The organism is Epibacterium sp. Ofav1-8, from assembly GCF_022348185.1.
Classification (GTDB): Bacteria; Pseudomonadota; Alphaproteobacteria; order Rhodobacterales; family Rhodobacteraceae; genus Epibacterium.
Window position 1 is genome coordinate 1 of record NZ_JAKRFD010000022.1, and the last position, 26,498, is coordinate 26,498.

The 26,498-nt window shown below is 60.9% G+C and carries 22 protein-coding genes and 2 pseudogenes; 5 read left to right on the forward strand and 19 right to left on the reverse strand.

Annotation, left to right across the window (positions count from 1 at the left end; genetic code table 11):
* From MHM97_RS22285 to rpsL, 4 genes are all read right to left on the reverse strand, one after another.
* A partial coding sequence (locus MHM97_RS22285) for a GTP-binding protein (RefSeq protein ID WP_239325821.1) occupies nucleotides 1–148 on the reverse strand: 148 nt, incomplete at its 3' end.
* A gap of 62 nt (nucleotides 149–210) precedes the next feature.
* Nucleotides 211–2,328 carry an elongation factor G gene (fusA, locus tag MHM97_RS22290; protein WP_239325782.1) on the reverse strand — a complete coding sequence of 706 codons (2,118 nt, stop codon included), beginning with the start codon at nucleotides 2,326–2,328 and terminating at the stop codon, nucleotides 211–213.
* Nucleotides 2,329–2,348: 20 nt separating this feature from the next.
* Nucleotides 2,349–2,819: a 30S ribosomal protein S7 gene (rpsG, locus tag MHM97_RS22295; RefSeq protein WP_239325784.1), complete on the reverse strand. Its 471-nt coding sequence runs from the start codon at nucleotides 2,817–2,819 to the stop codon at nucleotides 2,349–2,351.
* An 18-nt stretch (nucleotides 2,820–2,837) separates the two neighbouring features.
* Nucleotides 2,838–3,209, reverse strand: a complete 372-nt coding sequence (gene rpsL / locus MHM97_RS22300) for a 30S ribosomal protein S12 (protein WP_005621086.1) — start codon at nucleotides 3,207–3,209, stop codon at nucleotides 2,838–2,840.
* A gap of 366 nt (nucleotides 3,210–3,575) precedes the next feature.
* Between rpsL and MHM97_RS22305 the strand changes: the two genes are divergently transcribed.
* The gene (locus tag MHM97_RS22305; protein ID WP_239325786.1) at nucleotides 3,576–4,382 is read left to right on the forward strand and encodes a putative rhamnosyl transferase; all 807 of its coding nucleotides are present in this window, start codon (nucleotides 3,576–3,578) and stop codon (nucleotides 4,380–4,382) included.
* Here the strand turns inward: MHM97_RS22305 and MHM97_RS22310 are convergent.
* The 13 genes from MHM97_RS22310 to secE form a co-directional block, all read right to left on the reverse strand.
* A complete protein-coding gene (locus MHM97_RS22310; protein ID WP_239325789.1) occupies nucleotides 4,361–5,242 on the reverse strand; it encodes a DMT family transporter in 882 nt (293 codons plus the stop codon). The genes MHM97_RS22305 and MHM97_RS22310 overlap by 22 nt on opposite strands.
* A gap of 1 nt (nucleotide 5,243) precedes the next feature.
* Entirely contained in the window at nucleotides 5,244–6,056 is an 813-nt protein-coding gene (locus MHM97_RS22315) for a glycosyltransferase (protein WP_239325791.1), read from the reverse strand.
* 163 nt (nucleotides 6,057–6,219) lie between these two features.
* Nucleotides 6,220–10,455, reverse strand: a complete 4,236-nt coding sequence (gene rpoC, locus MHM97_RS22320) for a DNA-directed RNA polymerase subunit beta' (RefSeq protein ID WP_239325793.1) — start codon at nucleotides 10,453–10,455, stop codon at nucleotides 6,220–6,222.
* Between the two features lie 53 nt (nucleotides 10,456–10,508).
* A complete protein-coding gene (gene rpoB, locus MHM97_RS22325; RefSeq protein ID WP_239325795.1) occupies nucleotides 10,509–14,648 on the reverse strand; it encodes a DNA-directed RNA polymerase subunit beta in 4,140 nt (1,379 codons plus the stop codon).
* 295 nt (nucleotides 14,649–14,943) lie between these two features.
* A complete protein-coding gene (rplL, locus tag MHM97_RS22330; RefSeq protein WP_239325797.1) occupies nucleotides 14,944–15,318 on the reverse strand; it encodes a 50S ribosomal protein L7/L12 in 375 nt (124 codons plus the stop codon).
* Nucleotides 15,319–15,398: 80 nt separating this feature from the next.
* Nucleotides 15,399–15,917 carry a 50S ribosomal protein L10 gene (gene rplJ / locus MHM97_RS22335; protein WP_239325799.1) on the reverse strand — a complete coding sequence of 173 codons (519 nt, stop codon included), beginning with the start codon at nucleotides 15,915–15,917 and terminating at the stop codon, nucleotides 15,399–15,401.
* Between the two features lie 313 nt (nucleotides 15,918–16,230).
* Entirely contained in the window at nucleotides 16,231–17,136 is a 906-nt protein-coding gene (locus MHM97_RS22340) for a glycosyltransferase family 2 protein (RefSeq protein ID WP_255730162.1), read from the reverse strand.
* 28 nt (nucleotides 17,137–17,164) lie between these two features.
* Nucleotides 17,165–18,139: a glycosyltransferase family 2 protein gene (locus MHM97_RS22345; protein WP_239325803.1), complete on the reverse strand. Its 975-nt coding sequence runs from the start codon at nucleotides 18,137–18,139 to the stop codon at nucleotides 17,165–17,167.
* 132 nt (nucleotides 18,140–18,271) lie between these two features.
* A complete protein-coding gene (gene rplA, locus MHM97_RS22350; RefSeq protein WP_239325805.1) occupies nucleotides 18,272–18,970 on the reverse strand; it encodes a 50S ribosomal protein L1 in 699 nt (232 codons plus the stop codon).
* 1 nt (nucleotide 18,971) lies between these two features.
* Nucleotides 18,972–19,397, reverse strand: coding sequence for a 50S ribosomal protein L11 (gene rplK, locus MHM97_RS22355; RefSeq protein ID WP_239325807.1), 426 nt, complete (start codon nucleotides 19,395–19,397; stop codon nucleotides 18,972–18,974).
* A 160-nt stretch (nucleotides 19,398–19,557) separates the two neighbouring features.
* The gene (locus MHM97_RS22360) at nucleotides 19,558–20,805 is read right to left on the reverse strand and encodes a glycosyltransferase family 4 protein (RefSeq protein ID WP_239325809.1); all 1,248 of its coding nucleotides are present in this window, start codon (nucleotides 20,803–20,805) and stop codon (nucleotides 19,558–19,560) included.
* 104 nt (nucleotides 20,806–20,909) lie between these two features.
* Nucleotides 20,910–21,443, reverse strand: coding sequence for a transcription termination/antitermination protein NusG (nusG, locus tag MHM97_RS22365; RefSeq protein ID WP_114961806.1), 534 nt, complete (start codon nucleotides 21,441–21,443; stop codon nucleotides 20,910–20,912).
* Between the two features lie 192 nt (nucleotides 21,444–21,635).
* Nucleotides 21,636–21,833, reverse strand: coding sequence for a preprotein translocase subunit SecE (gene secE, locus MHM97_RS22370; protein WP_239325811.1), 198 nt, complete (start codon nucleotides 21,831–21,833; stop codon nucleotides 21,636–21,638).
* Between the two features lie 212 nt (nucleotides 21,834–22,045).
* Here secE and MHM97_RS22375 point away from each other — a divergent pair, with 212 nt between their 5' ends.
* From MHM97_RS22375 to MHM97_RS22385, 3 genes are all read left to right on the forward strand, one after another.
* Nucleotides 22,046–24,196: an O-linked N-acetylglucosamine transferase, SPINDLY family protein gene (locus MHM97_RS22375; protein ID WP_239325813.1), complete on the forward strand. Its 2,151-nt coding sequence runs from the start codon at nucleotides 22,046–22,048 to the stop codon at nucleotides 24,194–24,196.
* Nucleotides 24,197–24,524: 328 nt separating this feature from the next.
* On the forward strand, nucleotides 24,525–25,058 hold the full coding sequence (locus MHM97_RS22380) for a hypothetical protein (RefSeq protein WP_239325815.1): 534 nt from the start codon (nucleotides 24,525–24,527) through the stop codon (nucleotides 25,056–25,058).
* Nucleotides 25,058–25,282, forward strand: a complete 225-nt coding sequence (locus MHM97_RS22385) for a helix-turn-helix domain-containing protein (protein ID WP_239325817.1) — start codon at nucleotides 25,058–25,060, stop codon at nucleotides 25,280–25,282. Before MHM97_RS22380 ends, MHM97_RS22385 begins: the two co-directional genes overlap by 1 nt.
* A 474-nt stretch (nucleotides 25,283–25,756) precedes the next feature.
* Here MHM97_RS22385 and MHM97_RS22955 read toward each other — a convergent pair.
* Together MHM97_RS22955 and MHM97_RS22960 are read right to left on the reverse strand one after the other, a co-directional pair.
* Nucleotides 25,757–25,876 (reverse strand): annotated as a pseudogene (locus MHM97_RS22955) (IS5/IS1182 family transposase); the annotation flags it as partial.
* Nucleotides 25,877–25,957: 81 nt separating this feature from the next.
* Nucleotides 25,958–26,062, reverse strand: a pseudogene (locus tag MHM97_RS22960) (IS5/IS1182 family transposase); the annotation flags it as partial.
* Nucleotides 26,063–26,311: 249 nt separating this feature from the next.
* Between MHM97_RS22960 and MHM97_RS22395 the strand changes: the two are divergent.
* Nucleotides 26,312–26,498: hypothetical protein (locus MHM97_RS22395; protein WP_239325819.1), on the forward strand; the 187-nt coding region annotated here is incomplete at its 3' end.

The following is a 26,498-nucleotide window of genomic DNA, read 5'->3' on the forward strand; positions in this document are numbered from 1 at the left end:
CCGGTGCGCCGTCGATCTGGTCGTAGGCGCGGAAGTCGCCGAAGTATTTGGTGATTGCTGCGGTCAGCGTGGTTTTACCGTGGTCAACGTGGCCAACGGTGCCGATGTTGACGTGCGGTTTATTACGTTCAAACTTTTCCTTAGCCATGATGGCCTCCTTTTAGCTTTGGGAGGGAGCGCCGCCCCCGGCACTCCCCCAAATCGTCACGCTTACGCGTATTTCGCCTGGATCTCGTCAGAGATGTTCTGCGGGACCGGATCGTAGTGAGAGAACTGCATCGTGAACTGCGCGCGGCCCGAGGACATGGAGCGCAGGGTGTTGATGTAGCCAAACATGTTCGCCAGCGGCACGTTTGCGTCGATCGCAATCGCGTTGCCGCGCGGCTCCTGGCCGGACACCTGGCCGCGACGGGAGGTCAGATCGCCGATGATACCGCCGGTGTATTCTTCCGGGGTGATCACTTCGACTTTCATGATCGGCTCGAGCAGTTTCGCGCCAGCCTTGCGCATGCCTTCACGCATACACATACGGGCTGCGATCTCGAACGCCAGAACGCTGGAGTCCACGTCGTGGAACTTACCGTCGATCAGGGCCACCTTGAAGTCGATCACGGGGAAGCCAGCGAGCGGGCCGCTGTCCATGACCGAGGTGATACCCTTTTCCACACCGGGGATGTATTCTTTCGGAACGGCACCACCAACGATGCGGGACTCGAAGGAATAGCCTTCACCAGCTTCTGTCGGCGAGATGATCATCTTCACCTCAGCGAACTGACCCGAACCACCCGACTGTTTCTTGTGGGTGTAGGTGTGCTCGACCTCGTGACCAATGGTCTCGCGGTAGGCAACCTGCGGGGCACCGATGTTGGCTTCGACTTTGAACTCGCGCTTCAGACGGTCCACCAGGATGTCCAGGTGAAGTTCGCCCATGCCCTTCATGATGGTCTGACCGGACTCGAGGTCGGTCTCCACGCGGAAGGACGGGTCTTCGGCGGCCAGACGGGCCAGACCCTGGGACATTTTCTCCTGGTCGCCCTTGGTTTTGGGCTCCACTGCGATCTCGATCACCGGATCCGGGAAGGTCATGGTTTCCAGAACCACCGGCTCCTTGGCGTCGCAGAGGGTGTCACCGGTGGTGGTGTCCTTCAGACCCGCCAGCGCGATGATGTCGCCTGCAAACGCTTCTTCGATCTCCTCGCGGTTGTTGGAGTGCATCATCATCATACGACCGATGCGCTCTTTCTTACCTTTGGTGGAGTTCAGGATCGAGTCGCCCTTGTTCATCACGCCGGAGTAGATCCGGGTGAAGGTCAGGGAGCCGACGAAGGGGTCGTTCATGATTTTGAACGCCAGACCGGCAAACGGCATCGAGTCGTCTGCACGACGCGGGATGTCGCGGGTCTCGGTTTCGTCGCCCGGCTTAAAGCCCATGTAATCAACAACGTCGAGCGGGCTCGGCAGATAGTCGATCACGGCGTTCAGCAGCGGCTGCACACCTTTGTTCTTGAACGCGGAACCGCCCAGAACCGGAACGAAGGCCATGTCCAGGGTCCCTTTGCGCAGCAGTTTGCGCAGGGTCGGAACGTCGGGCTCTTCGCCTTCGAGGTAGGCCATCATCGCGTCGTCGTCCATTTCGACGGCCGCTTCGATCATCTTGCCGCGCCATTCGTCCGCCATCTCCTTGAGGGAGTCGCGGATATCTTCCTGGTACCAGGACGCGCCGAGGTCTTCGCCGCGCCACACCCATTCTTTCATGGTGACGAGGTCGACGAGGCCTTCCAGCTCGTTCTCGGCGCCGATCGGAATACCGACGGGAACGGCGCGGGCGCCGGTGCGGTCTTCGATCATGTTGACGCAGTTGAAGAAGTCAGCGCCGATCTTGTCCATCTTGTTGACGAACACGATGCGCGGAACCTTGTAGCGGTCAGCCTGACGCCACACGGTTTCGGTCTGGGGTTCAACGCCGGCGTTGGCGTCAAGCACGCAGACAGCACCATCGAGAACCGCCAGCGAGCGCTCAACTTCAATGGTGAAGTCAACGTGGCCGGGGGTGTCGATGATGTTCAGACGGTGCTTTTCGGTGTCGGCAGTCTTACCGTCCTCGGTGCGTTCCCAGAAGGTGGTGGTCGCAGCCGAGGTGATGGTGATGCCGCGTTCCTGCTCCTGCTCCATCCAGTCCATGGTGGCTGCACCATCGTGCACCTCACCGATGTTGTGGGATTTGCCGGTGTAAAACAGGATGCGCTCAGAGCAGGTGGTTTTACCTGCATCGATGTGCGCCATGATACCGAAGTTACGGTAGCGGTCTAGCGGATAGTCGCGTGCCATTTGGATGAGCCTCTAAAGAGTTACCAGCGATAGTGCGAGAAGGCTTTGTTTGCCTCAGCCATCTTGTGCGTGTCTTCGCGCTTCTTAACGGCAGTACCCCGGCTTTGTACAGCGTCGAGGAGTTCACCGGCGAGGCGTTCTTCCATTGTGTTCTCGTTGCGACCACGCGCAGCGGTGATCAGCCAGCGGATCGCCAGCGCTTCACGACGCTCGGGGCGGACTTCAACGGGAACCTGGTAGGTTGCACCACCCACACGACGCGAACGGACCTCGACGGAGGGTTTCACGTTGTCGAGGGCCTCGTGGAACACTTCCACGGGCGCGCGCTTGATTTTCGCTTCAACGCGGTCGAAGGCGTTGTAAACGATGCTCTCTGCGACCGATTTCTTACCATCGATCATCAGGTTGTTCATGAATTTGGTGAGAACGCGGTCACCGAACTTGGCGTCGGGCAGAACTTCGCGTTTTTCAGCAGCGTGACGACGGGACATCTATGCTTATCCTTCTTCTTACTTAGGACGCTTCGCGCCGTACTTGGAGCGACGCTGCTTACGGTCTTTGACACCCTGGGTATCCAGAACACCACGCAGGATGTGGTAACGGACACCCGGAAGGTCTTTTACACGACCGCCACGGATCAGAACCACGGAGTGTTCCTGAAGGTTGTGGCTTTCACCCGGAATGTAGGAGATCACTTCGAAACCGTTGGTCAGGCGGACCTTCGCAACTTTCCGCATCGCGGAGTTCGGTTTCTTCGGCGTGGTGGTGTAGACGCGGGTGCAGACGCCGCGCTTCTGCGGGCACTGCTCCAGGTGCATGGATTTGGAGCGTTTTACTTTCGGCTGACGCGGCTTGCGGATCAGCTGTTGGATCGTTGGCATTCCGGTTGGTTCCCCGTTTTGCAACACTATGTCATGCACGCGGACCGGAATGCCCGGAGACGTGCGGCGAATTCATCTGCATCTGCCACATACGCAAACGCAAAAACCGCAAACGTTCCCATTCCGAGGTGAACGTCGCGGTGGGTTTACAGAGGGTCGGGGTGGTAAAAGTGCCCTGACCTTGAGCCACTACAGATATGATATCGGCGTAGGAGGGACTTCTCCCCTGAGCCGGATAGCGCGCGTATATTGAGAGTCGCGAGGGATGTCAACACGTGGCCCGGCGGGCGGGCCTTGCTCGGCACCGGTTGCCCCGGCATAGTCGCAGGCGGACGAGCAGCGTTTTATTCACAGGAATTGTCAGGAATGCAAGTCATTGGTCTGTGCCGGTTTTCCTACCCCGCCATCGGCGGTTTTCAGGTGGAGCACGACAGCATTGCGGACCGCATTGCCTTTCTTTATGCCGAGGCCCGGCTGGAAGAGCGCTTTCGCCTGTTCGAGACGGTCGCCCTGCCCTGCCTGCGGGCGCAGACCGATCCCGATTTCGATCTCATCGTCGTCATCGGCGACAGCCTGCCCGCCCACCACCAGGCGCGCCTGCGGGATCTCGTGGCGGGAATGCCGCAGGTCCGCATCGAGACACATCCGCCCCGGCGCCAGCGCGCCGTCATGAAGGACATCCTGAACGCGGCCCGCCGCGACCCCGACGCGCCCTGCCTGCAATTTCGCCATGATGATGATGACGCGGTCTCGGTCGATTTCATCGAACGCCTGCGCGGCACCATTTCGGATTGCCCCGGGCTGGTGGCCCGTCACCGCAGCGTGGCGGTGGATTTCAACATGGGCTACGCTGCGGAGTTCGGCGCCGACGGGATCGCCGCGTCAGAGATCCATCGCCCCTATTATGTCGCCGGGCTTGGCATGTATGTGCGCGGCGGCGACAAGGTGACCATCATGAACTTTGCCCATGAAAAGATCCTGCGGTTCATGCCCACCATTACCCTGTCGGACGCGCCGATGTTTGTGCGCGGGCTGCATTCCTCGAACGACTCCCGGCAGAAACCCGTGAAACCCATCCCCGTGACGCCGCTCACCCCCGAACAGGCCGCAGGGTTCGAGGCCCGGTTTGCCATATCTGAGGCCGAGGTGCGTCAGGTGTTCTCGGCCACCTGACGTTCGCGCAGCAGCGTGAACAGGCCCGCCGCCACCACGATGCCGGCGCCAAGGAGCGTGAGACCCGAGGGGAACTCGCCAAAGACCACCCACCCCAGCAGCAGCGCCCAGACCAGCCCCGTATAGCGCAGCGGCGCCACCGCCGAGACCTCGCCCACGCGGATGGTCATCACCGCCGATAGATAGGCCAGCAGGATCAGGACCGCCGTGGCGCAGAGCAGGCCCCACTCTCTCAACCCCACCGGTTGCCAGCTTTCTCCCACCCCCAGCCCGATACCAAACAGCATCACGGAAAAGGCCGCCAGAAAGGTCACGGTCAGCGATGGCACCGCGGGCGACATCTTGCGCGTGACCAGGTCGCGCAGGGTCAGCACCGCCACCGCCAGCAGCGCATAGATCGTCGCGGGGCCGAAATCCGCCCCTCCGGGCCGTACGATCAGCAACATCCCGACAAAGCCGACGCCGATCGCCAGGCTGCGGCGCCAGCCGACGCTTTCCCCCAGAAACAGCGCCGCACAGAGCGTGACCGTGAGGGGCAGGATCTGAAGCACCGCCGTCACATTCGCCAGCGGCAGTTGCAGCAGCGCCGACAGAAAGAAGTAGGTCGCCGCCATTTCGGTTGCGCAGCGGGCCAGGACCAGCGCCCAGTCGCGGCGGGAAAAATCGAACCGCAGCGCCCCCATCGCGCGCGCCAGCCCGGCGAGCAGCAGGCTCGCCAGCACGCCGCGGATGGTTACGATCTGCCACAAGGGAACGGTTTCACCGACCAGTTTCACCAGCGTATCGTTAAAGGTGAAAAAGGCCATGCTGCCCAGCATCAGGAGCGCGCCTTTCTGGTTCGGGCTCAGGGATCCTGTCATGTCAGATCGCTTTCAACGCGCTGAGGCTGAGGCCGAAATGGGCGTGCAGGTCGGCATCGATTTCCGCCTCGCTCTGCCGCGCCGTCAGCCCCATCATCGCCGGGGTGGAATGGTTGTCCCCGTGCACCGTGCGGATAAAGGACGGCACGGATATATCCGAAAACAGCGGATAGTGCTGCGCGAATTTGCGGTGATTGTAGCGATAGGGATTGCCCTTGCCCGACACAGGCCGCACCAGCGCAGTCCCCGCCGAGAGCGGCGCCCGTTCGCAACTGTCCATCACGACGGGCGGCTGCCCCTCTTCGCGAACCAGGTAGAGGCCGCGATTGAACGCCATGGCAAAGGGCGTCTCGGCGCTTGTCTGAAGCGGAAGCAGACCCGCAGCCAGCCGCTTGCAGCGGGCCACATAGTCGCGATCCAATGCGTCATCATCATCCAGACGGAACAGGATACGGTGGCTTTCGCCCTGTTTCGGTATTGCGGCATAGGCCTCTTTCAGGATCTGAAAGTGGTTCTCAGGTGCAAACTGCAACAGCCGCATATGGTCGTACGGCGCAAGCAACGCCTGTAGGCGCGTCAATACTGGTTGCGGCAGGCGATCAGAGGTCGCCACCACCAGGTGAAACTCAGCATCCCCCTGCCGCACGAGGGATGGCAGGCACAGCTTTTCGAACAGATGCAGCCGCAGTGCCATGCGCTCGGGCGCAAAGATGGCCTCGGCCGCGGTCTCCAGATCCGGGTAGCGATCAGCGTTGAAGGTCGGCGTCAGGAGCGAAAAGCGGATCACGCCCACCATATTGAATGTTGCCGCCATCGCGTTGCCTCTCTCCCCGGCCTTGACCTCCAACAGAAACCACGCCCCCGGCCGCTTGCCAAGGGTCTTGATGCACCGTCTGCCCGGCCCCGCGCGCGCAACGAAAAAGCCCCGCGTCACGGTGGACGCGGGGCTTTCTCAAGTCAGTGACACGAGGTCAGGCTCAGTCGCGGCTTTCCGGGGTTTCCACCAGGAAATCCGCATCTGCCGCATCCTCGTCCATCATCGGTGCCGCAAGCGCTGCTGCCGCTTCGGCCTCTTCGCGACGGGCCTCCAGGACCACATTGTCGCGCGAGGATGCGATGTGGCGCACCTGCTGGGTGGCACCGCCGGTACCCGCCGGGATCAGGCGGCCCACGATGACGTTCTCCTTGAGGCCGACCAGCTTGTCCTTCTTGCCCTGCACGGAGGCCTCGGTGAGGACCCGTGTGGTCTCCTGGAAGGAGGCCGCGGAGATGAAGGAGCGGGTCTGCAGCGACGCTTTGGTGATGCCAAGAAGGATCGGCTCGCCCTGCGCCGGACGCTTGCCACGGCTGAGCGCCTTCTCGTTGGCGGCGTCGAACTCCTGCTTGTCCACATGTTCGCCCTTGAGGAGCGTGGTCTCGCCGGAGTCGGAGATCTCCCACTTTTGCAGCATCTGGCGAACGATCACCTCGATGTGCTTGTCGTTGATCTTCACACCTTGCAGACGATAGACGTCCTGGACCTCGTCGATCATGTAGTTCGCCAGCGCTTCGACACCCATGATGGACAGGATGTCATGCGGCGCCGGGTTGCCGTCCATGATGTAGTCGCCCTTCTGAACGAAGTCGCCTTCGACCACCGGGATGTGCTTGCCCTTGGGCACCATGTATTCCACGGCCTCCATGGACTCATCTGCCGGCTCGATGGAGATGCGGCGCTTGTTCTTGTAGTCGCGACCAAAGCGCACGTAACCATCGATTTCGGCGATGATCGCGTGATCTTTCGGACGACGGGCTTCGAACAGTTCGGCCACACGTGGCAGACCACCGGTAATGTCCTTGGTCTTGGCACCTTCACGCGGGATACGCGCGACAACGTCACCGGTTTCGATCTTCTGGCCATCTTCGCAGGACAGGATCGCATCCACCGACATCGGGTAGGTCACCGGGTTGCCCAGGTCGTTGCGGACCGGTTCACCGTCGGCATCCACGAGGATGATTTCCGGCTTCAGGTCAGAACCCTTCGGTGCCGCACGCCAGTCGATCACGATCTTCTGGGTCATGCCGGTGGCATCGTCGGTTTCTTCGCGCACGGCCAGACCGGACACGAGGTCCACGTATTTCGCGGTACCCGGCTTCTCGGCGATGATCGGCAGGGTGTAGGGGTCCCACTCGAACAGCTTGTCGCCGCGTTTGACGTCCTGACCTTCCTTGACGAACAGCTTGGTGCCGTAGCCCAGTTTGTGGCTGGAGCGTTCTTCACCGTGCTCGTCCTGGATGATCAGTTTCATGTTCCGACCGACGGTCAGCACTTCGCCGTTGACGTTGGTGAGCGTGTTCGTGTTCTCGAACACGATCTTGCCCTCCTGGGACGCCTCGAGGAAGGACTGCTGACCACCCTGAGCCACGCCGCCGATGTGGAAGGTCCGCATCGTCAGCTGGGTACCGGGTTCACCGATCGACTGCGCCGCGATGATGCCGACGGCCTCACCGGAGTTGACCATGGTACCGCGCGCAAGGTCACGGCCATAGCACATGGCGCAGACGCCCTCTTCGCTTTCACAGGTCAGCGGGCTGCGGATGCGCATGGACTGAACGCCAGCGTCCTCGATGGCGTCGGCCATACGCTCGTCGATGAGCTGACCTGCGGCAACGAGGATTTCTTCGGTGCCCGGACGCTTGACATCATCTGCCGCCACACGACCCAGCACACGCTCACCAAGGGAGGCCACAACTTCACCGTCGTTGACCGCGGTTTCCGCCGTGATCGCACGCTCGGTGCCACAGTCGTGCTCGCGCACGATGCAGTCCTGCGCCACGTCCACCAGACGACGGGTCAGGTAACCGGAGTTCGCCGTCTTCAGAGCGGTATCCGACAGACCCTTACGGGCACCGTGGGTGGAGTTGAAGTACTCCAGAACGGTCAGACCTTCTTTAAAGTTCGAGATAACCGGAGTCTCGATGATGTCGCCGTTCGGCTTTGCCATCAGGCCGCGCATCCCGCCCAGCTGACGCATCTGCGTCACAGAGCCACGCGCACCGGAGTGGGCCATCATGTAGACCGAGTTCGGTTCCATGTCGGAGCCATCTTCCGCCTTCTTGACCGCCGAAATGGTGGACATCATGGCTTCGGTCAGCTTGTCGTTACACTTCGACCAGGCATCGACAACCTTGTTGTACTTTTCGCCCTGAGTGATCAGGCCGTCCATGTACTGCTGTTCAAAGTCTTTCACCTGATCGCGGGTGTCGTCGACGATGGTCCACTTGGTATCGGGGATCACCATGTCGTCCTTGCCGAACGAGATACCCGCCTTGAACGCCTCGCGGAAGCCCATGGTCATGATCTGGTCACAGAAGATCACGGACTCTTTCTGACCGCAGTAACGGTAGACGGTGTCGATGACCTGCTGGACTTCGCGCTTGCGCAGCAGACGGTTGACCAGTTCAAACGGTGCCTTGGCGTTTTTCGGCAGCAGCGCACCAAGACGGGCGCGGCCCGGTGTGGTCTCGAACCGTTGGAAGACCTCGTTGCCCTCTTCGTCGATCTGCGGAACCCGCACGGTGACCTTGGAGTGCAGATGCACCTCGCCAGCGTCCAGCGCGTGCTGAACTTCGTTGAGGTTGCCAAAGATCTTGCCCTCGCCCTTCATGCCTTCACGCTCCAGCGTGAGGTAGTAAAGGCCCAAGATCATATCCTGCGAGGGAACGATGATCGGCGCGCCGTTTGCAGGCGACAGAACGTTGTTCGTGGACATCATCAGGACGCGCGCTTCCAACTGGGCCTCAAGGCTCAGCGGGACGTGCACAGCCATCTGGTCACCATCGAAGTCCGCGTTGAACGCCGAGCAGACCAGCGGGTGCAGCTGGATCGCTTTACCTTCGATCAGCGTGGGTTCGAACGCCTGAATACCAAGACGGTGCAGCGTCGGAGCGCGGTTCAGCATCACCGGATGCTCGCGGATCACCTCGTCGAGGATATCCCAAACTTCGGGACGCTCTTTTTCAACGAGCTTCTTCGCCTGCTTCACAGTGGAGGACAGACCTTTGGCCTCCAGACGCGAGTAGATGAAGGGCTTGAAGAGTTCGAGCGCCATCTTCTTGGGCAAGCCACACTGGTGCAGCTTCAGCTCGGGGCCGGTCACAATGACCGAACGACCGGAGAAGTCGACGCGTTTACCCAGAAGGTTCTGACGGAAGCGACCCTGCTTACCCTTCAGCATGTCGGAGAGCGACTTCAGCGGGCGCTTGTTGGCACCGGTGATGACGCGACCGCGACGGCCGTTGTCGAACAGAGCATCAACGGATTCCTGCAGCATCCGCTTTTCGTTGCGGACGATGATGTCAGGTGCGCGCAGCTCGATCAGACGCTTCAGACGGTTGTTCCGGTTGATCACACGACGATAGAGGTCGTTGAGGTCGGAGGTCGCAAAACGGCCGCCATCCAGCGGAACCAGCGGACGCAGTTCCGGCGGGATGACCGGGATCACGGTCATGATCATCCACTCAGGGCGGTTGCCCGACTCGAGGAAGGATTCCACGACTTTCAGACGCTTGATGATCTTCTTGGGCTTCAGTTCGCCGGTGGCCTCGGCCAGTTCGGCGCGCAGGTGCTCGGCTTCTGCCTCGAGATCGATCGCCGCCAGCATTTCGCGGATCGCTTCAGCACCGATATTGGCGGTGAAAGCGTCCATGCCATAGGCGTCTTGCGCGTCCATGTACTCTTCTTCGGTCATCATCTGGCCGTATTGCAGGTCGGTGAGACCCGGCTCGATGACAACGTAGTTTTCGAAGTAGAGAACGCGTTCCAGATCACGCAGGGTCATGTCCAGCATGAGGCCGATCCGGGACGGAAGCGACTTCAGGAACCAGATATGCGCAACGGGTGCCGCCAGTTCGATGTGGCCCATACGCTCGCGGCGCACTTTCTGAAGGGTAACTTCAACACCACATTTCTCGCAGACAACGCCGCGATACTTCATGCGCTTATATTTGCCGCAGAGACATTCGTAGTCTTTGATTGGGCCAAAGATACGCGCACAGAACAGGCCGTCACGCTCGGGCTTGAACGTACGGTAGTTGATGGTTTCCGGCTTTTTGATCTCGCCGTAGGACCACGAGAGAATCCGTTCCGGGCTGGCCAGCGACACCTTGATCTCGTCAAAGACCTTCGGCGGGGTCAGCGGGTTGAACGGGTTATTGGTGATTTCCTGGTTCATTTTGATACCTCAAATCTTGCGGAAGGGGGGACGTGGGGTGAGGGGAAGCCCCCTCACTCCTCAACCTCCGCATCCAGGAGTTCCATGTTCAGGCCGAGGCCACGGACTTCTTTCACCAGAACGTTGAACGATTCCGGGACGCCCGCTTCAAAGTTGTCCTCGCCCTTGACGATCGACTCATAGACCTTGGTCCGGCCAGCGACGTCATCCGACTTCACGGTGAGCATCTCTTGCAGGGTGTAGGCGGCGCCGTAAGCTTCCAGAGCCCAGACCTCCATCTCACCAAAGCGCTGACCACCGAACTGCGCCTTACCACCGAGCGGCTGCTGGGTAACCAGCGAGTACGGACCGGTGGAACGGGCGTGGATTTTGTCGTCCACCAGGTGGTGCAGCTTCAAGAGATACTTGATGCCCACGGTCACCGGACGTGCGAACTGCTCACCCGTGCGGCCGTCGAACAGGATCGACTGACCGGACTGGTCAAAGCCCGCGCGCACCAGCGCATCGTTGACGTCATCTTCTTTCGCACCGTCAAAGACCGGCGTTGCGATCGGAACACCACGGGTGACGTTGCCTGCGGCCTCGATGAGCTGGGTTTCGTCCATGGAAGAGATGCCCTCCTCATAGACGTTCTCACCATAGGCGTCGCGCATCGCATCACGCACAGGGGTCAGATCGCCAGTGCGGCGATAGTCCTGCAGTGCATCGTCGATTTTCAGACCCAGACCGCGTGCGGCCCAACCCATGTGGGTTTCAAGGATCTGACCAACGTTCATACGCGACGGCACGCCGAGCGGGTTAAGGCAGAAGTCCACCGGGGTACCATCTGCGAGGAACGGCATGTCCTCCATCGGCACCACGCGGGAGATAACACCTTTGTTCCCGTGACGACCGGCCATCTTGTCGCCCGGCTGCAGCTTACGCTTCACGGCGATGAAGACTTTGACCATCTTCATCACACCCGGGGGCAGATCGTCGCCGCGACGGACTTTCTCGACCTTGTCCTCGAAACGGGCGTCCAGAGCACGTTTTTGTGCTTCGTACTGCTCGTTCAGAGCCTCAAGGATCTGGGCGTCCTGCTCTTCTTCCAGAGCAAGCATCCACCACTGACCACGGGTCAGCTGGTTGTCCAGCAGATCCTCGTCGATGACGGTGTTGCCGCGCACGCCTTTGGGGCCTTTGACGGCAGTCTTACCGAGCAGAAGGTCACGCAGACGGGCGTAGATGTTGCGGTCCAGAATGCCGAGCTCGTCGTCCCGGTCACGGGCCAGACGTTCGACTTCTTCACGCTCAATCTGCAGCGCACGTTCGTCTTTTTCAACGCCGTGGCGGTTGAAGACACGCACCTCAACAACGGTACCGTAGTCGCCCGGCTTCACGCGCAGCGAGGTGTCGCGCACGTCGGAGGCTTTCTCACCAAAGATGGCGCGCAGCAGTTTTTCTTCCGGCGTCATCGGGCTTTCGCCCTTCGGTGTAATCTTACCCACGAGGATATCGCCCGGCTCCACATCGGCACCGATGTAGACGATGCCCGCCTCGTCGAGGTTGCGCAGGGCTTCCTCACCGACGTTCGGGATATCGCGGGTGATCTCTTCCGGCCCAAGCTTGGTGTCACGGGCGGCGACTTCGAATTCCTCGATATGGATCGAGGTGAAGACGTCGTCACGCGCGATACGCTCGGAGATCAGGATGGAGTCCTCATAGTTGTAACCGTTCCACGGCATAAACGCGACAACCACGTTTTTACCGAGGGCCAGTTCACCCATATCGGTGGAGGGACCATCTGCGATCACTTCGCCCTTCTCGACCGTCTGACCCACTTTCACCAGCGGACGCTGGTTGATGCAGGTGTTCTGGTTCGAGCGCTGGAATTTGCGCATGCGGTAGATGTCCACGCCTGCGTCGCCCAGCTCCAGATCGGAGGTGGCACGGATCACGATACGCTGAGCGTCGATCTGGTCGATCACGCCTGCGCGTTTCGCCATGATCGCCGCGCCAGAGTCGCGCGCCACGATTTCCTCGATACCGGTGCCGACCAGCGGCGCCTCGGCGCGCAGCAGCGGAACCGCCTGACGTTGCATGTTCGAACCCATCAGAGCGCGGTTGGCGTCGTCGTTTTCCAGGAACGGAATGAGCGAGGCCGCAACCGATACCAACTGTTTCGGCGACACGTCGATCAGGTCAACGCTCTCGTTCGGGGCCAGCGTGTAATCACCCGACTGACGGGTGGACACGAGGTCGTTCACAAAGCGGTTGTCGTCATCAAGGTTGGCGTTCGCCTGCGCCACGGTGTGACGCATTTCCTCGGTGGCGGACATGTAGTGAACCTCATCGGTCACTTGTCCTTCTTTCACCACCCGATACGGGGTCTCGATGAAGCCGTATTTGTTCACCCGGGCAAAGGTCGCCAGGGAGTTGATCAGACCAATGTTCGGACCTTCCGGCGTTTCAATCGGGCACATCCGACCATAGTGGGTCGGGTGAACGTCGCGCACCTCAAAGCCGGCACGTTCGCGGGTCAGACCACCGGGGCCAAGCGCCGAGAGACGGCGTTTGTGGGTGACTTCCGACAGCGGGTTGGTCTGGTCCATGAACTGCGACAGCTGCGAGGAGCCGAAGAATTCACGCACAGCCGCGGCAGCGGGCTTGGCGTTGATCAGGTCCTGCGGCATCACGGTGTCGATCTCGACGGAGGACATACGCTCTTTGATCGCGCGCTCCATGCGCAAGAGACCAACGCGGTACTGGTTCTCCATCAGTTCGCCAACGGAGCGCACACGACGGTTGCCGAGGTGGTCGATGTCGTCGATGTCGCCCTTGCCGTCGCGCAGCTCCACCAGCGCCTTGATGCAGGCGACGATGTCTTCTTTGCGCAGGGTCCGCTGGGTGTCTTCGGCATCCAGAGCCAGACGCATGTTCATCTTCACGCGGCCAACGGCAGAGAGGTCATAACGCTCGCTGTCGAAGAACAGGGTGTCAAACAGCGCCGAGGCCGCTTCGACGGTGGGCGGCTCGCCCGGACGCATCACGCGGTAGATGTCCATCAGCGCGGTTTCGCGGGACATGTTCTTGTCCTGCGCCATGGTGTTGCGCATGTAGGGGCCGACGTTGACGTTGTCGATGTCCAGAACCGGAATGTCGGTGATACCCGCATCCAGCAGTTCCTTGACGGTACCGCCGATGATGTCGCCGTCCTTGTCAAACTCGAGGGTCAGCTCATCGCCGGCCTCGACGTAGATGGCGCCGTTTTCCTCGTTGATGATGTCCTTGGCGACATATTTGCCAACGATATGCTCGAAGGGCACCAGAAGCTCGGTGATGGTGCCTTCGTCGATCATCTTCTTGACCGCGCGCGGGGTCACTTTCTTGCCCGCTTCGCAGATGATTTCGCCGGTGGCGGCATCCACGAGGTCATAGGTCGGGCGGGTGCCGCGCACACGCTCGGGGAAGAAGGGGGTGACCCAGCCGCGCGACTTCTCAAGCTTGAAGTCGACGGTGTTGTAATAGGCATCCATGATGCCTTCCTGGTCGAGACCCAGCGCATAGAGAAGCGTGGTCACCGGCAGTTTGCGGCGACGGTCGATGCGGGCAAAGACGATGTCTTTGGCGTCGAATTCGAAATCGAGCCAGGAGCCGCGATACGGGATGATGCGGCAGGCAAACAGCAGTTTACCGGAAGAGTGAGTCTTGCCCTTGTCGTGGTCGAAGAACACACCCGGTGAGCGGTGCATCTGGGACACGATCACACGTTCGGTGCCGTTCACGATGAACGTCCCGTTCGGGGTCATCAGGGGCATATCGCCCATAAAGACATCCTGTTCCTTGATGTCTTTTACCGATTTTGCGCCGGTGTCCTCGTCGACATCAAACACGATCAGACGCAGGGTGACCTTCAGCGGGGCCGAATAGGTCATGTCGCGCTGCATGCATTCGTCAACGTCGTATTTGGGACGCTCAAGCGCGTAGCTCACGAACTCCAGAACGGAGGTTTCGTTGAAATCCTTGATCGGGAAAACCGATTGGAACACCCCTTTGATGCCCTCGCCGTCAAGCGGCTGAGGTTCATCACCGGAGCGCAGGAAAAGATCGTAGGAAGATTTCTGGACCTCGATGAGGTTCGGCATGTCCAGCACTTCGCGGATCTTGCCGTAATATTTGCGAAGACGTTTCTGGCCAAGGAACGTTTGAGCCATGTCAGATGTCACCTTTCAGAGTTCTCAACACACAAGGATGCCGCCGGGCCCCGGCACCTCGTCCGTCAGAGACAGCGTGGTCTGGATCAATTCATGGCCACCGTCCCGAATGGCGACCTCCCGATCCAGCGAACCTCGCCTGAAAAAAGGGCCCACCCGGGTCAGGTGAAAAAGGCCCCTTTCTGAGACAGGTTCAGCCGGACCCGGGTTTCCCCGGATCCAGCCAAATGATGTGAGGCCTATAGAGCAGATATCCTGATCGGAAATCCAGCCCGAATGTCCTCTATCGCGGTGCTTAGGCCAGCTCGACTTCGGCGCCAGCTGCTTCCAGCTTGCCTTTGATGTCTTCGGCTTCGGCTTTGTCCACGCCTTCTTTGATCTTGCCGCCGGCTTCAACGAGCTCTTTGGCTTCTTTGAGGCCCAGGCCGGTGATGCCGCGGACTTCTTTGATGACGTTGATTTTGGACGCGCCGGCGTTCTTCAGAACGACGTCGAATTCGGTCTTCTCTTCCTCAGCAGCAGCTTCGCCGCCTGCCGGGCCCGCCATCACAACAGCGCCGCCAGCTGCGGGCTCGATGCCGTACTCGTCTTTGAGGATGGTTTTCAGTTCTTGTGCTTCCAGCAGGGTCAGACCAACGATGCTTTCCGCGAGTGCTTTCAGATCAGCCATTTTATCAGCTCTTTCCGTTTACAGATGTGTGTTCCAACGTGGGTGAGTTCACCCTACGCCAGTCAATAAGTGCCAACCGCTTACGCAGCTTCCGCCTTCTCTTCGATGGTCGAAAGGATGCTTGCGATGTTGCTTGCAGGTGCGCCAATCGCGCCGGCGATGTTGGAAGCGGGTGCGCCGAGCATGCCTGTGATCTGAGCAATGAGCTCATCACGGGAGGGCATTTTCGACACGGCTTCAACGCCTGCACGGTCCAGAGCGTTCTCGCCCATTGCACCGCCGAGGATCTCAAACTTCTTGTTATCCTTGGCGAAGTCCTCGGCCACCTTGGCTGCTGCCACGGGGTCCTCGGAATAGGTCAGAACGGTCATCCCTGTCAGCAGGTCAGACATGCTTTCACACGGCTTACCCTCGAGGGCGATTTTGGCGAGCCTGTTTTTGGCAACACGCACGGAGCCACCCGCGTCACGAGCACGTGCGCGAAGGTCCTGCATCTCGGCAACTGTCAGACCGGTGTAGTGGGCAACGACCACCACGCCAGAGCTTTCGAAGATCTGGCCGAGTTCCTCGACCACTTTCTCTTTCTGGGCTCTATCCACAGTTCTCTCCAAGTTAGGGGCAGATGCCCCGGCTCATTTTCTGCCGCACCCCGAGAGGCACGGCGGTCAAGTCCGTTTTACGGGGTTTCAGCCAAAGTCGCCCGAGAGTAGGAAACTCTCGATCTATCATTGGTCTTACCCGTCTCAGGAGGGAAATTAAGGCCTGATCGACCGGCCACCCACCATCTTGGACGAAAAGGCACAAAGCGCGCGACGAATCGCACGCTTTGCACCGTGGGAGTTCTATAGTCCTGCCAACACGGATTTCCAACCCCTTAATTGGACGGAACGGCACCGCACGGATGCCACGCACTTAGGCCAAGGCAAGCTCAGAAAGCGGCGGATACGCGGTGTCCACCTCCAACAAGCGGCCGCGGGAGGCCAGCAAATTCACCTGACGGGCATTGAGATAATGCATCCGCATGTAGAAGTCGCGAAGCCCCTCTTCATCCCCGGCCTCCAAGAACCCCTGCAGCGCCTTGAGTATCTCGTTGCGTCGGTTGCGGGCCTGCGCACCGACACGATAGTCAAGCTTGCGGCGCCAGACATCATAATCGTCGCCATAGTAATGGAGGATACCAACGCCGTCTTCTGCAGTGATTTTCTGGTCGACGATCCGCTTGCCATCCTCGCCGACCAGCCAGTGCGGATGAAACCGTTTGGAGGGGAGACCCGTTCGGACGACACTTTTGCCCACTGTGTGCCCGATCAGCCCCCGGTTCGGCTCCATGTAACAAGAGAACTCCCGGTAGATGCGCCGCGACAGACCAGGCCACATGGGGAGCCGGAACTGATCGCAGGCCGCTGCGGCGTCGTCGCGCCTCACATGCTCTGCCACCCCCATCAGGATGCTGCGGACATCCGCCGGTTGCCGGGCGAGCAGATCTGACAAGCGACCCTCGCGGCAATAGACCAGCTCATCCCCGTCAAGGTTCACAACCCAGTCGCTCGTTGCCCGCTGATAGAGGTAGCGCATCGCATTGTTCTGACGCCGGGTGAAATGCTCCGCTTTGCCAATGCCGCACGCCTGCCAGAAGGCCTCCGTCGCAGGGTGAATATCCAGCGCGGGGATCCCCGCCAATCGCGGGATGGCCGGATCATCCGGATCGTCGAACACAAGATGCATGCGCTCTGCTCCCGCCGCGAGATGCCACGCGATGAAACGCTCCAGCACCGGCCAAGGCTCTCTGAGGATCGCGACCACCGACCATGTTGTCATGTTTTACCCTCCCAGCATCACGCCGCGCCTAAAGCTTCGCCCCCAATGCGCCCAGATCCGCAAGCGACACCCCAAAGTGCTGCTGCATGGCTGCATCTATATTCATGTTCAACGTCAGGAGCACCCCATGCGCCTCCATACGCTTCAGGCGATCAGACGTCGAACAGTGAATACGAGAATGCAAATCCCGCAGCGCCTCATCCGGAGCGCTGCATGCCAGCGCCGATGCGACCCGTTCAGTCAGCCCGTCCGTAAATCCGCGCGAACCAGAACGCCAGTCAAGCTTCTGACGCCAGACGTCATAGTCTGCCCCGATCATATGGAGCAGGTAGGCATCATGCTCGGGCTTCAACACCACCTCGTCGGCACCACCCGGGCGCAATCCGCGGGGCCAATGCTGGCGCAGAGTCAGGCCGTTGATCCCACAGCGCACCAGAGATTTTCCGTGCGAATGCCCCACCAGCCCCTCGCGCCGCGGCCCGAACAAGGGGGCATCCTCGCCATAGACCGCGCGTCGCACCGCGCGCCCCATCGGCAGGCGAAAATGCAGCGGCGCATCCTCCCCTTCGACCAAGACCCGCTCCGCCGTGCGCACACGCACAGAGATCTTGCCCGCCGGCACCGCCGCCAACACCGATGCAACCGAGCCCCCGTCCACAAAAAGGAATTCATCCGCATCCACATTCAGCAGCCAGCCGTCCGCATACTGCCGATAGACCCAGGTCAGGGCCGCATTCTGGCGGGTGACGAAGGTCTCCGAGGGCGACAGCCCGAGCTGCGCCCAAAACGCTGGCGTGCAGGGGATGCAGCGGATGCGGGGATGCGGCGACAGCACCTCCAGCGCCGGGTCCTGCGGATCGTCGAAACAGATGACCAGCTCATCGGCGCCCTGCGCGAGGTACCAAGCGCAGAACTTCAGCACCTCAGCAAGGGGTTCATTCATGATCGCCCCGACCCGCCAGACCGGCATCATGCTCTCTGCCAATTCCCGCGTCTTCCCCATTGCTCCCGGCTTTCTGCCATCCCTGGTGCCCGCGCCAGCGGCCACGATCTACATGTGCTTAGCCCGCGATCGTGGACAAAAAAAGGCGGCACCGCAGCGCCGCCTTTCTTTTCGGTCATGGAGGGGGTCCGATTACTCGGAAACCGCGCCTTCCACGTCAACAGTCACGCCCGGGCCCATGGTGGAGGACAGAGCGATTTTCTTCATGTAGGTGCCTTTGGCGCCCGAGGGCTTTGCCTTGGACACGGCAGAGATGAAGGCACGCACGTTTTCGACCAGCTTGGCTTCGTCGAAGGATGCTTTGCCAACACCGGCGTGCACAACGCCGCCTTTTTCAGCTTTGAACTGGACTTCGCCACCCTTGGCTGCTTCCACGGCCGCTTTCACGTCCATGGTCACGGTGCCGACCTTGGGGTTCGGCATCAGGTTGCGCGGGCCGAGGATCTTACCCAGACGGCCGACGACGGGCATCATGTCCGGGGTTGCGATGCAGCGGTCAAATTCGATGGTGCCGCCCTGGATGGTTTCCATCAGGTCTTCTGCGCCAACGATGTCTGCGCCAGCGGCCTGAGCTTCTTCTGCTTTGGGGCCACGTGCGAACACGGCAACACGCATGGTTTTGCCGGTGCCGTTGGGCAGGCCAACAACGCCGCGAACCATCTGGTCTGCGTGACGGGTGTCAACACCGAGGTTCATCGCGATTTCGACGGTCTCGTCGAATTTGGTGTTGGCGTTTGCCTTCACCAGTGCGACGGCTTCCTCGACGGTGAGGTTCGATTTGCCAGCGAAGGCTTCGCGCGCTGCGCGGGTACGTTTACCGAGCTTTGCCATCTTACTTCACCTCGATGCCCATGGAGCGGGCGGAGCCCAGGATGATCTGCATCGCGGCGTCGATGTCGTTCGCGTTCAGATCTTTCATCTTCGCTTCGGCGATCTCTTTCACCTGAGCGGCAGTGACGGTGCCTGCGGTCTCACGGCTCGGGTTGTTCGCGCCGGATTTAATCTTCGCAGCCTTCTTCAGGTAGTAAGACGCGGGCGGCGTCTTGATGTCCATGGTGAAGGACTTGTCCTGATAGTAGGTGATCACGGTCGGGCACGGCGCACCGGGCTCCATTTCCTGCGTCTTGGCGTTGAACGCCTTGCAGAACTCCATGATGTTGATGCCGCGCTGACCCAGCGCCGGACCAACCGGCGGGGACGGGTTTGCCTGACCTGCAGGAACCTGCAGTTTCATCGTACCAGCAAGCTTCTTAGCCATCTGGTTGTCTCCTTTTCAACAGCCTCCGGGCGCGCCCGTCAGCTCTTTTGCGTTGCGTGGTCCGACCCCGTGCGTCGCGACGTCGGGGCCTCCCACAAGAATCACACCCGGTTGAGGAACCGGGCGGATTGGCGGCTGATACGCCCCATTGCTGCGGGAATCAACCCCCGGCGCGGCGCTTTGCTGCATGCTCGGCCGTGCTGCCAGGATCGGGCGCGGCCTTGGCATGCGCCGCCAGCGCCGCGGCGTACCAGCTCTGCGCCACCTGAGACCATGGAAACTCGGTCTCCGCCTTGATCCGCGCCGCTTTCGACAGGGCCTCCGCCCGCTCTGGGTGCTGCGTCAGTTGCGTGACCGCCGCGGCCAGATCCCGCACGACCTGCGCTTCGCCCCCTGCCTCGACAAACAGCGCCTCCTCCTCCGTGGCCAGCCCAAGGGGGCCGCCCCAACGCAAGGGGACCACCGGCAGGCCGATGGCCATGCATTCCTGCACGATGATGCCGTTTGCTTCCTTGAGGCTCGGGAACAAGAGCGCGCGGTATTGGCTCAGCGCCTGCGACAGATCCTCATGCGCAAGCCAGCCCGCAAATGTCACCCGCCCAGAAAGGCCGAGATCGCGCACCAGCGCCTCCAGCTCTGTGCGTTGCGGCCCATCACCGTATAGCGTCAGACGCGCCTCCTGCGGTGCTTGCGACAGGGCGCAAATGGCGAGATCCGCGCCCTTGTAAGGCACCATGCGGCCAATCCAGACAAAATGCGCGGGATTGTCGGCCGGGCGCATGCGCGAGCGCGCAAGGAGGTCATCGCTAAGCCCGGCGTCCCAGACATCCAGCATGCGCCCTTCGGGACAACCGGCCCAGCCCAGCGCCTCGCGCGTGCGGTCATAACCCGAGACCAGCACCCGATCCGCGCGGGCAAACTGTCGCGACACCAGTGCCAGCGCTTTTTGCAGCGGCCGATAGACGCGCTGCTGCATCCGCAATCCGCGCCCGGCAAGATGCCGGAACCCCGGAGGATAGAAGATATTGCCCGACAGCGGCCCGATCACATAGCGGTAGCCCTTTGGAGGAAAGCGCTGCTCCACCGGGGAAATCGGGCACAGGTAGTGGATCACCACCTCAGCGGGATCAAAGCCGCGGCAGATCCGGGCGACCTCGAGATGAAAAAAACTGTTCACAAATCGCGCCAGCCCCGGCGTGCGCCAACAGGCCTTCATCAGGGTGCTGTCACGCACATAGATCACCCGATCCGCCGGCAGTTCTCCGGCAAGGGCGTCGCGGCAGCGTTCGTGGGTAATCAGCGTGGCATCGCGCCCATCCGCCAGCAGCTGCTGCATGTATTGCAGCGCCTTCATCGCCTCCCCGCCCATGGTCAGGGCAGCATTCGTCGACACGACGAGCAGTTTCATGGGCGCGGGCCTCCAATGGGACAAAACAAAATCGGCCCCACTCTAGGGGCCGATCGTCAGGTTCCCAATGGGAATTAAGGATAGCGCGCCGATACTCGCGGCGATCAGGCCTGCTTGGTGACCTGTGTGAAGTCCAGCTCCACCGGGGTTTCGCGCCCAAAGATCGACACGGTAACCTTGAGCTTCTGGTTCTCGTCGTCGACGCCCTCGACCATACCGTCGAAATCCTCGAACGGGCCGTCGTTGACCTTGACCTTCTCGCCCACCTCGAAAGAGATCAGCGTGCGCGGTGCCTCGACACCTTCTTCGACGCGGCCCAGGATGCCCTGCACTTCGGCGTCACGCATCGGCATCGGACGGCCCTGCGGGCCGAGGAAACCGGTGACGCGGTTGATGGAGGAAATCAGGTGATAGCCCTGATCGGACATCTCCATATGCACCAGCACGTAGCCCGGCATGAAGCGGCGCTCGGTCGAGACTTTCTTGCCCCGACGAATTTCGATCACTTCCTCGGTGGGAACCAGAACCTCGTCGATCTCGTCCTCAAGACCCTGCTCCACGACCGCGGTGCGAATCTGTTCTGCGATTTTCTTTTCGAAGTTCGAAAGAACGCTGACCGAATACCACCGTTTCGCCATGAACCTGCTCGTCCTTCTTGTTCCCTGCGGGCCTTGCCGCGTATCTCCGTGCAGCCTTTGGCTGCGGTCCAACAAAAATCGGCGTGCGAATCGCCGCACGCCTCATCCAGTATCGGCTGACCTATCCCTGTGCGCGGGCAAGATCAAGAGGCAACGGCGCAAGGAACGCCATCGCACACTCGGTCAGGCTCCTTAGCCGAACATCCCGAGAATGCCGTTCAGCCCGGTGCGGATCAACAGGTCCACCAGCGCAAAGAACACAGCAGTCAGCGCCGCCATGATGAACACCATGACCGTGGTCAGCAGAACCTCGCGGCGGGTCGGCCAGACAACCTTGCTGACTTCGGCGCGCACCTGCTGGATGAACTGTACGGGATTGATGGTGGCCATCGGGCTCTCACACTCTCTCTTGTCGACTGGAGCGCGATGTAACCGAGCAGCCCGGTAAATTCAAGGCCCCGTGCCGGGAATGCAGGTCGGTTGAGGTCAATTCAATCTTAATTGTTTGGGACGACAGTTTCAGCACCGGCAGGCAGAACCGCCTTCCTGTCCCTAGACAGGTCCGACCGGGGACATAGTGCGCGAACACGAGATTGGACTCCATGACCCTAGCACCCGCTCTGCAGAACGCTGACCTCCTGTCCCAGACCGCTTCGCAAGAAGCCCCCCACAGACCGACCACCCCGCCCCCCATCCAACTGCACCCCGATCCGGAGGCCGACCCGCTGCCCGCGGAGCTGGCCCGCAATCTCTCCATCGTTTATGACGCCGGGCAATACGACGATACCAGTGCCGCCTGCGCCAAACTGCTGACCGCCTATCGCGACTCTGCCTTCCTGTGGACACTGCAAGGCCTGTGCCACCTGCGCCGCCGGGCGTTGAACGATGCGCTGACCTGCCTCAACCGCGCCCGTGAACTGGCGCCGCGCCAGCCCGACGCCTATCTGGGCATGGCGGATGTGTATGTGCAGCAGAATCGCACCGCAGACGCGGAGACCCATTTCCGCATGGCGCTCAACCTCGACGCCAACCACGTCATGACGCTGAACAACTTTGCCAATTTCCTGACCGCCTGCGGACGCATCGACGAGGCAGCGCCCCTGCTGGAAGCCGCGGTTCGCCGGGCCCCCGACAACGCGATTCTGCGCTACAATCTGGCCAATGCCAAACGGCATCTGGGCGAGACCGAAATCGCACGCAAACTCTATGAGGAGGCGCTGGAACGCGCCCCGGGGCTGCTCGAAGCGCGCTACAACCTCGGCCAGATGCTCTATCTCGACCGCGCCTACGAGGCGGCGGCGGCACAGTTTGATATCCTCCTGGAGGCCAATCCCGAGGATGACCGCGCCCGGGCCTACAAGCTCTTTGTCACGGCGATGCTGAACGATTTCAGCTGGGTGGACGACTATCAGACCCATCGCCGCCACCTGGGATTGCGCGGCAGTCCGGTGTCGCCCTTCACCGCCCTGGCCTTGGAAGACAACCCGGACCTGCTGCGCCTGCGCACGCAGGCCTACGCCAGCCCGATCTATTGCGCCCGCCTGCCCGCGCCCCCGGACCGGGAGCGCCCCTCGATCCGGCCGCCCCGACTGCGCATCGGCTATTTCTCCGCCGATTTCCACAGCCACGCGACCATGTATCTGATGGCTGGTCTTTTGCGCGAACACGACCGCTCCCGCTTTGAGATCCACGCGTTTTCCTACGGGCCGGAGCGCGACGACAGCCAGCAGGCGCTGGCCCGCACCAGTGTCGAACACTTCCATGAGGTTTCTGGCCTGTCAGATCAGGACCTGGTTGCCCTCGCCCGTGAGCAGCAGCTGGACATTGCCATCGACCTCAAGGGGTTCACCGGTGGCACCCGCGCGCCCCTCTTTGCCGAACGGCTGGCGCCGGTTCAGATCTCCTACCTCGGCTATCCCGGCTCTCTGGGCACCCCCGCGATCGACTATGTGATCACCGACAATGTGGTCAGCCCCCCGGGCAGCGAGCGTCATTTCGAAGAACATCTGATCCGCCTGCCCCACAGCTATCAACCCAATGACGACCAGCGCCACATCGCGCCGCGCCAGTTCACCCGCGCGGATTGCGGCCTGCCCGAAGAAGGTTTCATCTTCTGCTGCTTCAACAACAGCTACAAGGTCACCCCGCGCGAGTACGACGTCTGGATGCGCCTGCTGAGTCAGGTCGAGGGCAGCGTCCTGTGGTTGCTCTCCAGTGGTCCGACATCAGAAGCCAATCTGCGCCGCGAGGCTGCCGCCCGTGGCGTCGATCCCGCGCGACTGATTTTTGCCGAACGCATGGCCCAGGATGAGCATCTGGCGCGGCAGAAGGTGGCAGATCTCTTTCTCGACACCTTTACGGTCAATGCCCACACAACCTGTAGTGACGCGCTCTGGGCCGGCCTGCCGGTGCTCACCCTGCCCGGGCGCCAGTTTGCCGCAAGGGTCGGCGCCAGCCTCGTCAGCGCGGCCAACCTGCCGGAACTGATCGCGGACAGCGAGGCCGATTACGAAGCCCGGGCATCTGCGCTTGCAAAGGATCCGGAGCATCTGCTGTCCCTGCGCAGCAAGCTGATGGTGAACCGCCGCAAGGCGCCCTTGTTTGACAGCGCAGGCTACGCCCGCCATCTGGAAGCCGCCTTCGACGCGGCCTTCGAACGCTGGCGGACCGGCGAAGCGCCGACACATCTGACGCTGCTTGCGAACGACCATGCGCACAGCGCGACCGCATCCGCCGTGATCGCCGCCGAATAACTCCGCTGCAACTGGCGCGCCGGTGCATCCCCTATGGACCTGCGCGTCACACACGCCGCGCCCCGGGGGCTCGCCACCGGGCTCATCTCGGCAGCGCAGCTCACGCGCTGCTGCAACGCGGCGTCGCAACGCCCCATCCTCCGCTCACTCCGCTTCCCTGCCCTCGGGGCGACAGGTGCCCGCTGCGCGAACACCTGACCCGCGCGGCAAGGCGCTTAGATGATGCCGCACGTCAGAAGATCACCCATAGCAGCAATTGTTTATTGCAAAACGATAAGAATCAGCCCAAATGCGATAAGCACATTTCTACAACGCTATGAGGTTTCACATGGGTGAACATCGCCTGTCCCGCTTGTCCTGGTGGTTGCACCTGCTCTCCACGCTCTTTGTCATCTGCATCGTCGTCACGGTCATTGTCATCGGCTTTCTCTTTGCCACCGACCCCGACACCGTCGAACTGACAAGTTTTCAGGTTCCCGCCGGGGTAATCGTGGTCGGACCAGTGTTCTGGCTGGGCTTCGCCGTCAGCCTCATACCAACCGGCTTTGCCATTTGGGCGATCCTGCTGCTGCGCAGGCTGTTTCGCTGCTACATGGAGCGCGAAGTCCTGACCGCCAATTGCGCCACGCTGATCAAGAAAAGCGGCCTGGCCCTGCTGTGCATGGCCACTTCCCGCATCCTGCTCCAGCCGCTCGTCACCGCGTTGATGAGCTGGTCCGCACCGCCGGGCGAACGCGTGCTGGCGCTGGGATTTGGAACGGAGGATCTCAACTTCTTCTTTGTCGCCGGCGTATTGATGGTGATCGGCTGGGCCATGCATGAGGCCGCAAGCGCCGCAGAAGAAAACAAAGCGTTTGTCTGATGGAAGTCATCGTCAGGCTGGATGTCGTGATGGCGCAGCGCAAGGTCAGAGGGCGCGAACTGGCCAAGGAGATCGGCATCACCGAACAGAACCTGAGCCTTCTGAAGTCTGGCCGCGTCAAAGGGATTCGCTTTGAAACCCTCGCCAAGCTGTGCGCTGCGCTGGAGTGTCAGCCGGGCGACCTGCTCGAAGTGATCGCCCCGGCGGCATCAGACCCGCCTTAGGCACACCCGACCACCCCGGCACGCCATCCGCTCCGAGAGGCAAGCTGCCGGCACAAGACAACCAAATCGGCTGTACGGGACGATCTGACTGGCTGTTGCCATCGGGTCGTCCCTATTCTTCTTCTTCGCGCTGTTTTTCTGTGACAAGCACCAGTACAGCTCTGCTACCCCTAGGGTGTACGTAGCCCAGACATGGGCCGAGAGCACGAAGAAACGCCTCACCAATGCGTCAGAGACCGCAGGTACTTGCGCCGCCCCCGCAAACGGGGCCTTGGCCAAACGTTGAAAAGGCTTTTGTGCGGGAGGATACTGGCAGGGGCAGCAGGGTTCGAACCCGCGACCTACGGTTTTGGAGGCCGAATTAATACTCTGAAATTAAAAAACAATCTTTCAAAAAACTAGATTCCTCATCGCAATAATATCAACGCGTTAGGGAAGCTTTTCCAACCAAAGAACAACGCTCTAGGGTCTAGACTCATTGACTGATCGTGCGGTGACGAAGGGATTGATCGACCGTCCTTGACTGTCACGGGTGGCATACAACTTGGTGTTCATACCGCCCTTAGTCCGACCGACCAGACGTCCACGCCCGTCCGTCGGTAAAACAGTCCCCCGGATCGTTTTCTGATCCTCTGAACTTTAGCCCGCAGGATCGTCACCGTGCGATGGGTCTTGAGATAGGTCGCGCCGATCATCGACACGGGGATTGCCATGGGACTTCGGAAAGAAAGGTTTCAGGCGCGGCACATGCGCGTCCGTAGGCCAAAAGAGATTGTTCATGTCACCGCTCGCTTTTCGAGCAATGAATCAGCAGATTAGAACCTGATCAATAAGTCCTGCCCCTAACCTCGGGCTAACCCGTTGCTGAATTCGGACGTACTGCGTTCACATTTCGCGCCTTGGATCATCTGGAGGGCGCTTATGCTCAAAGGTGCCTCCGGGAATAGGGTAGCAGCAGCCAATCTCCTATTTTTATTGAAATTTCATAATTTGCTTCGTAGATGTTCTGAGATTTTAATGGAGATTTTTATGACCGCAGTTCTAGAGCAATCTTCCGCTTTCAGCCCGTCCTCGGTTACGCTTCCTGAACCGGACGGTGGCCGTTTGCTGGTGTGGTCCGGCGGCGATGGGGCCGGTACCGGGATCTGGGCGCAGCGGTATGATCGCAACGGCGATGAGGTGGGCGCGAGTTATCGTCTGAACCAGGATGTCACGG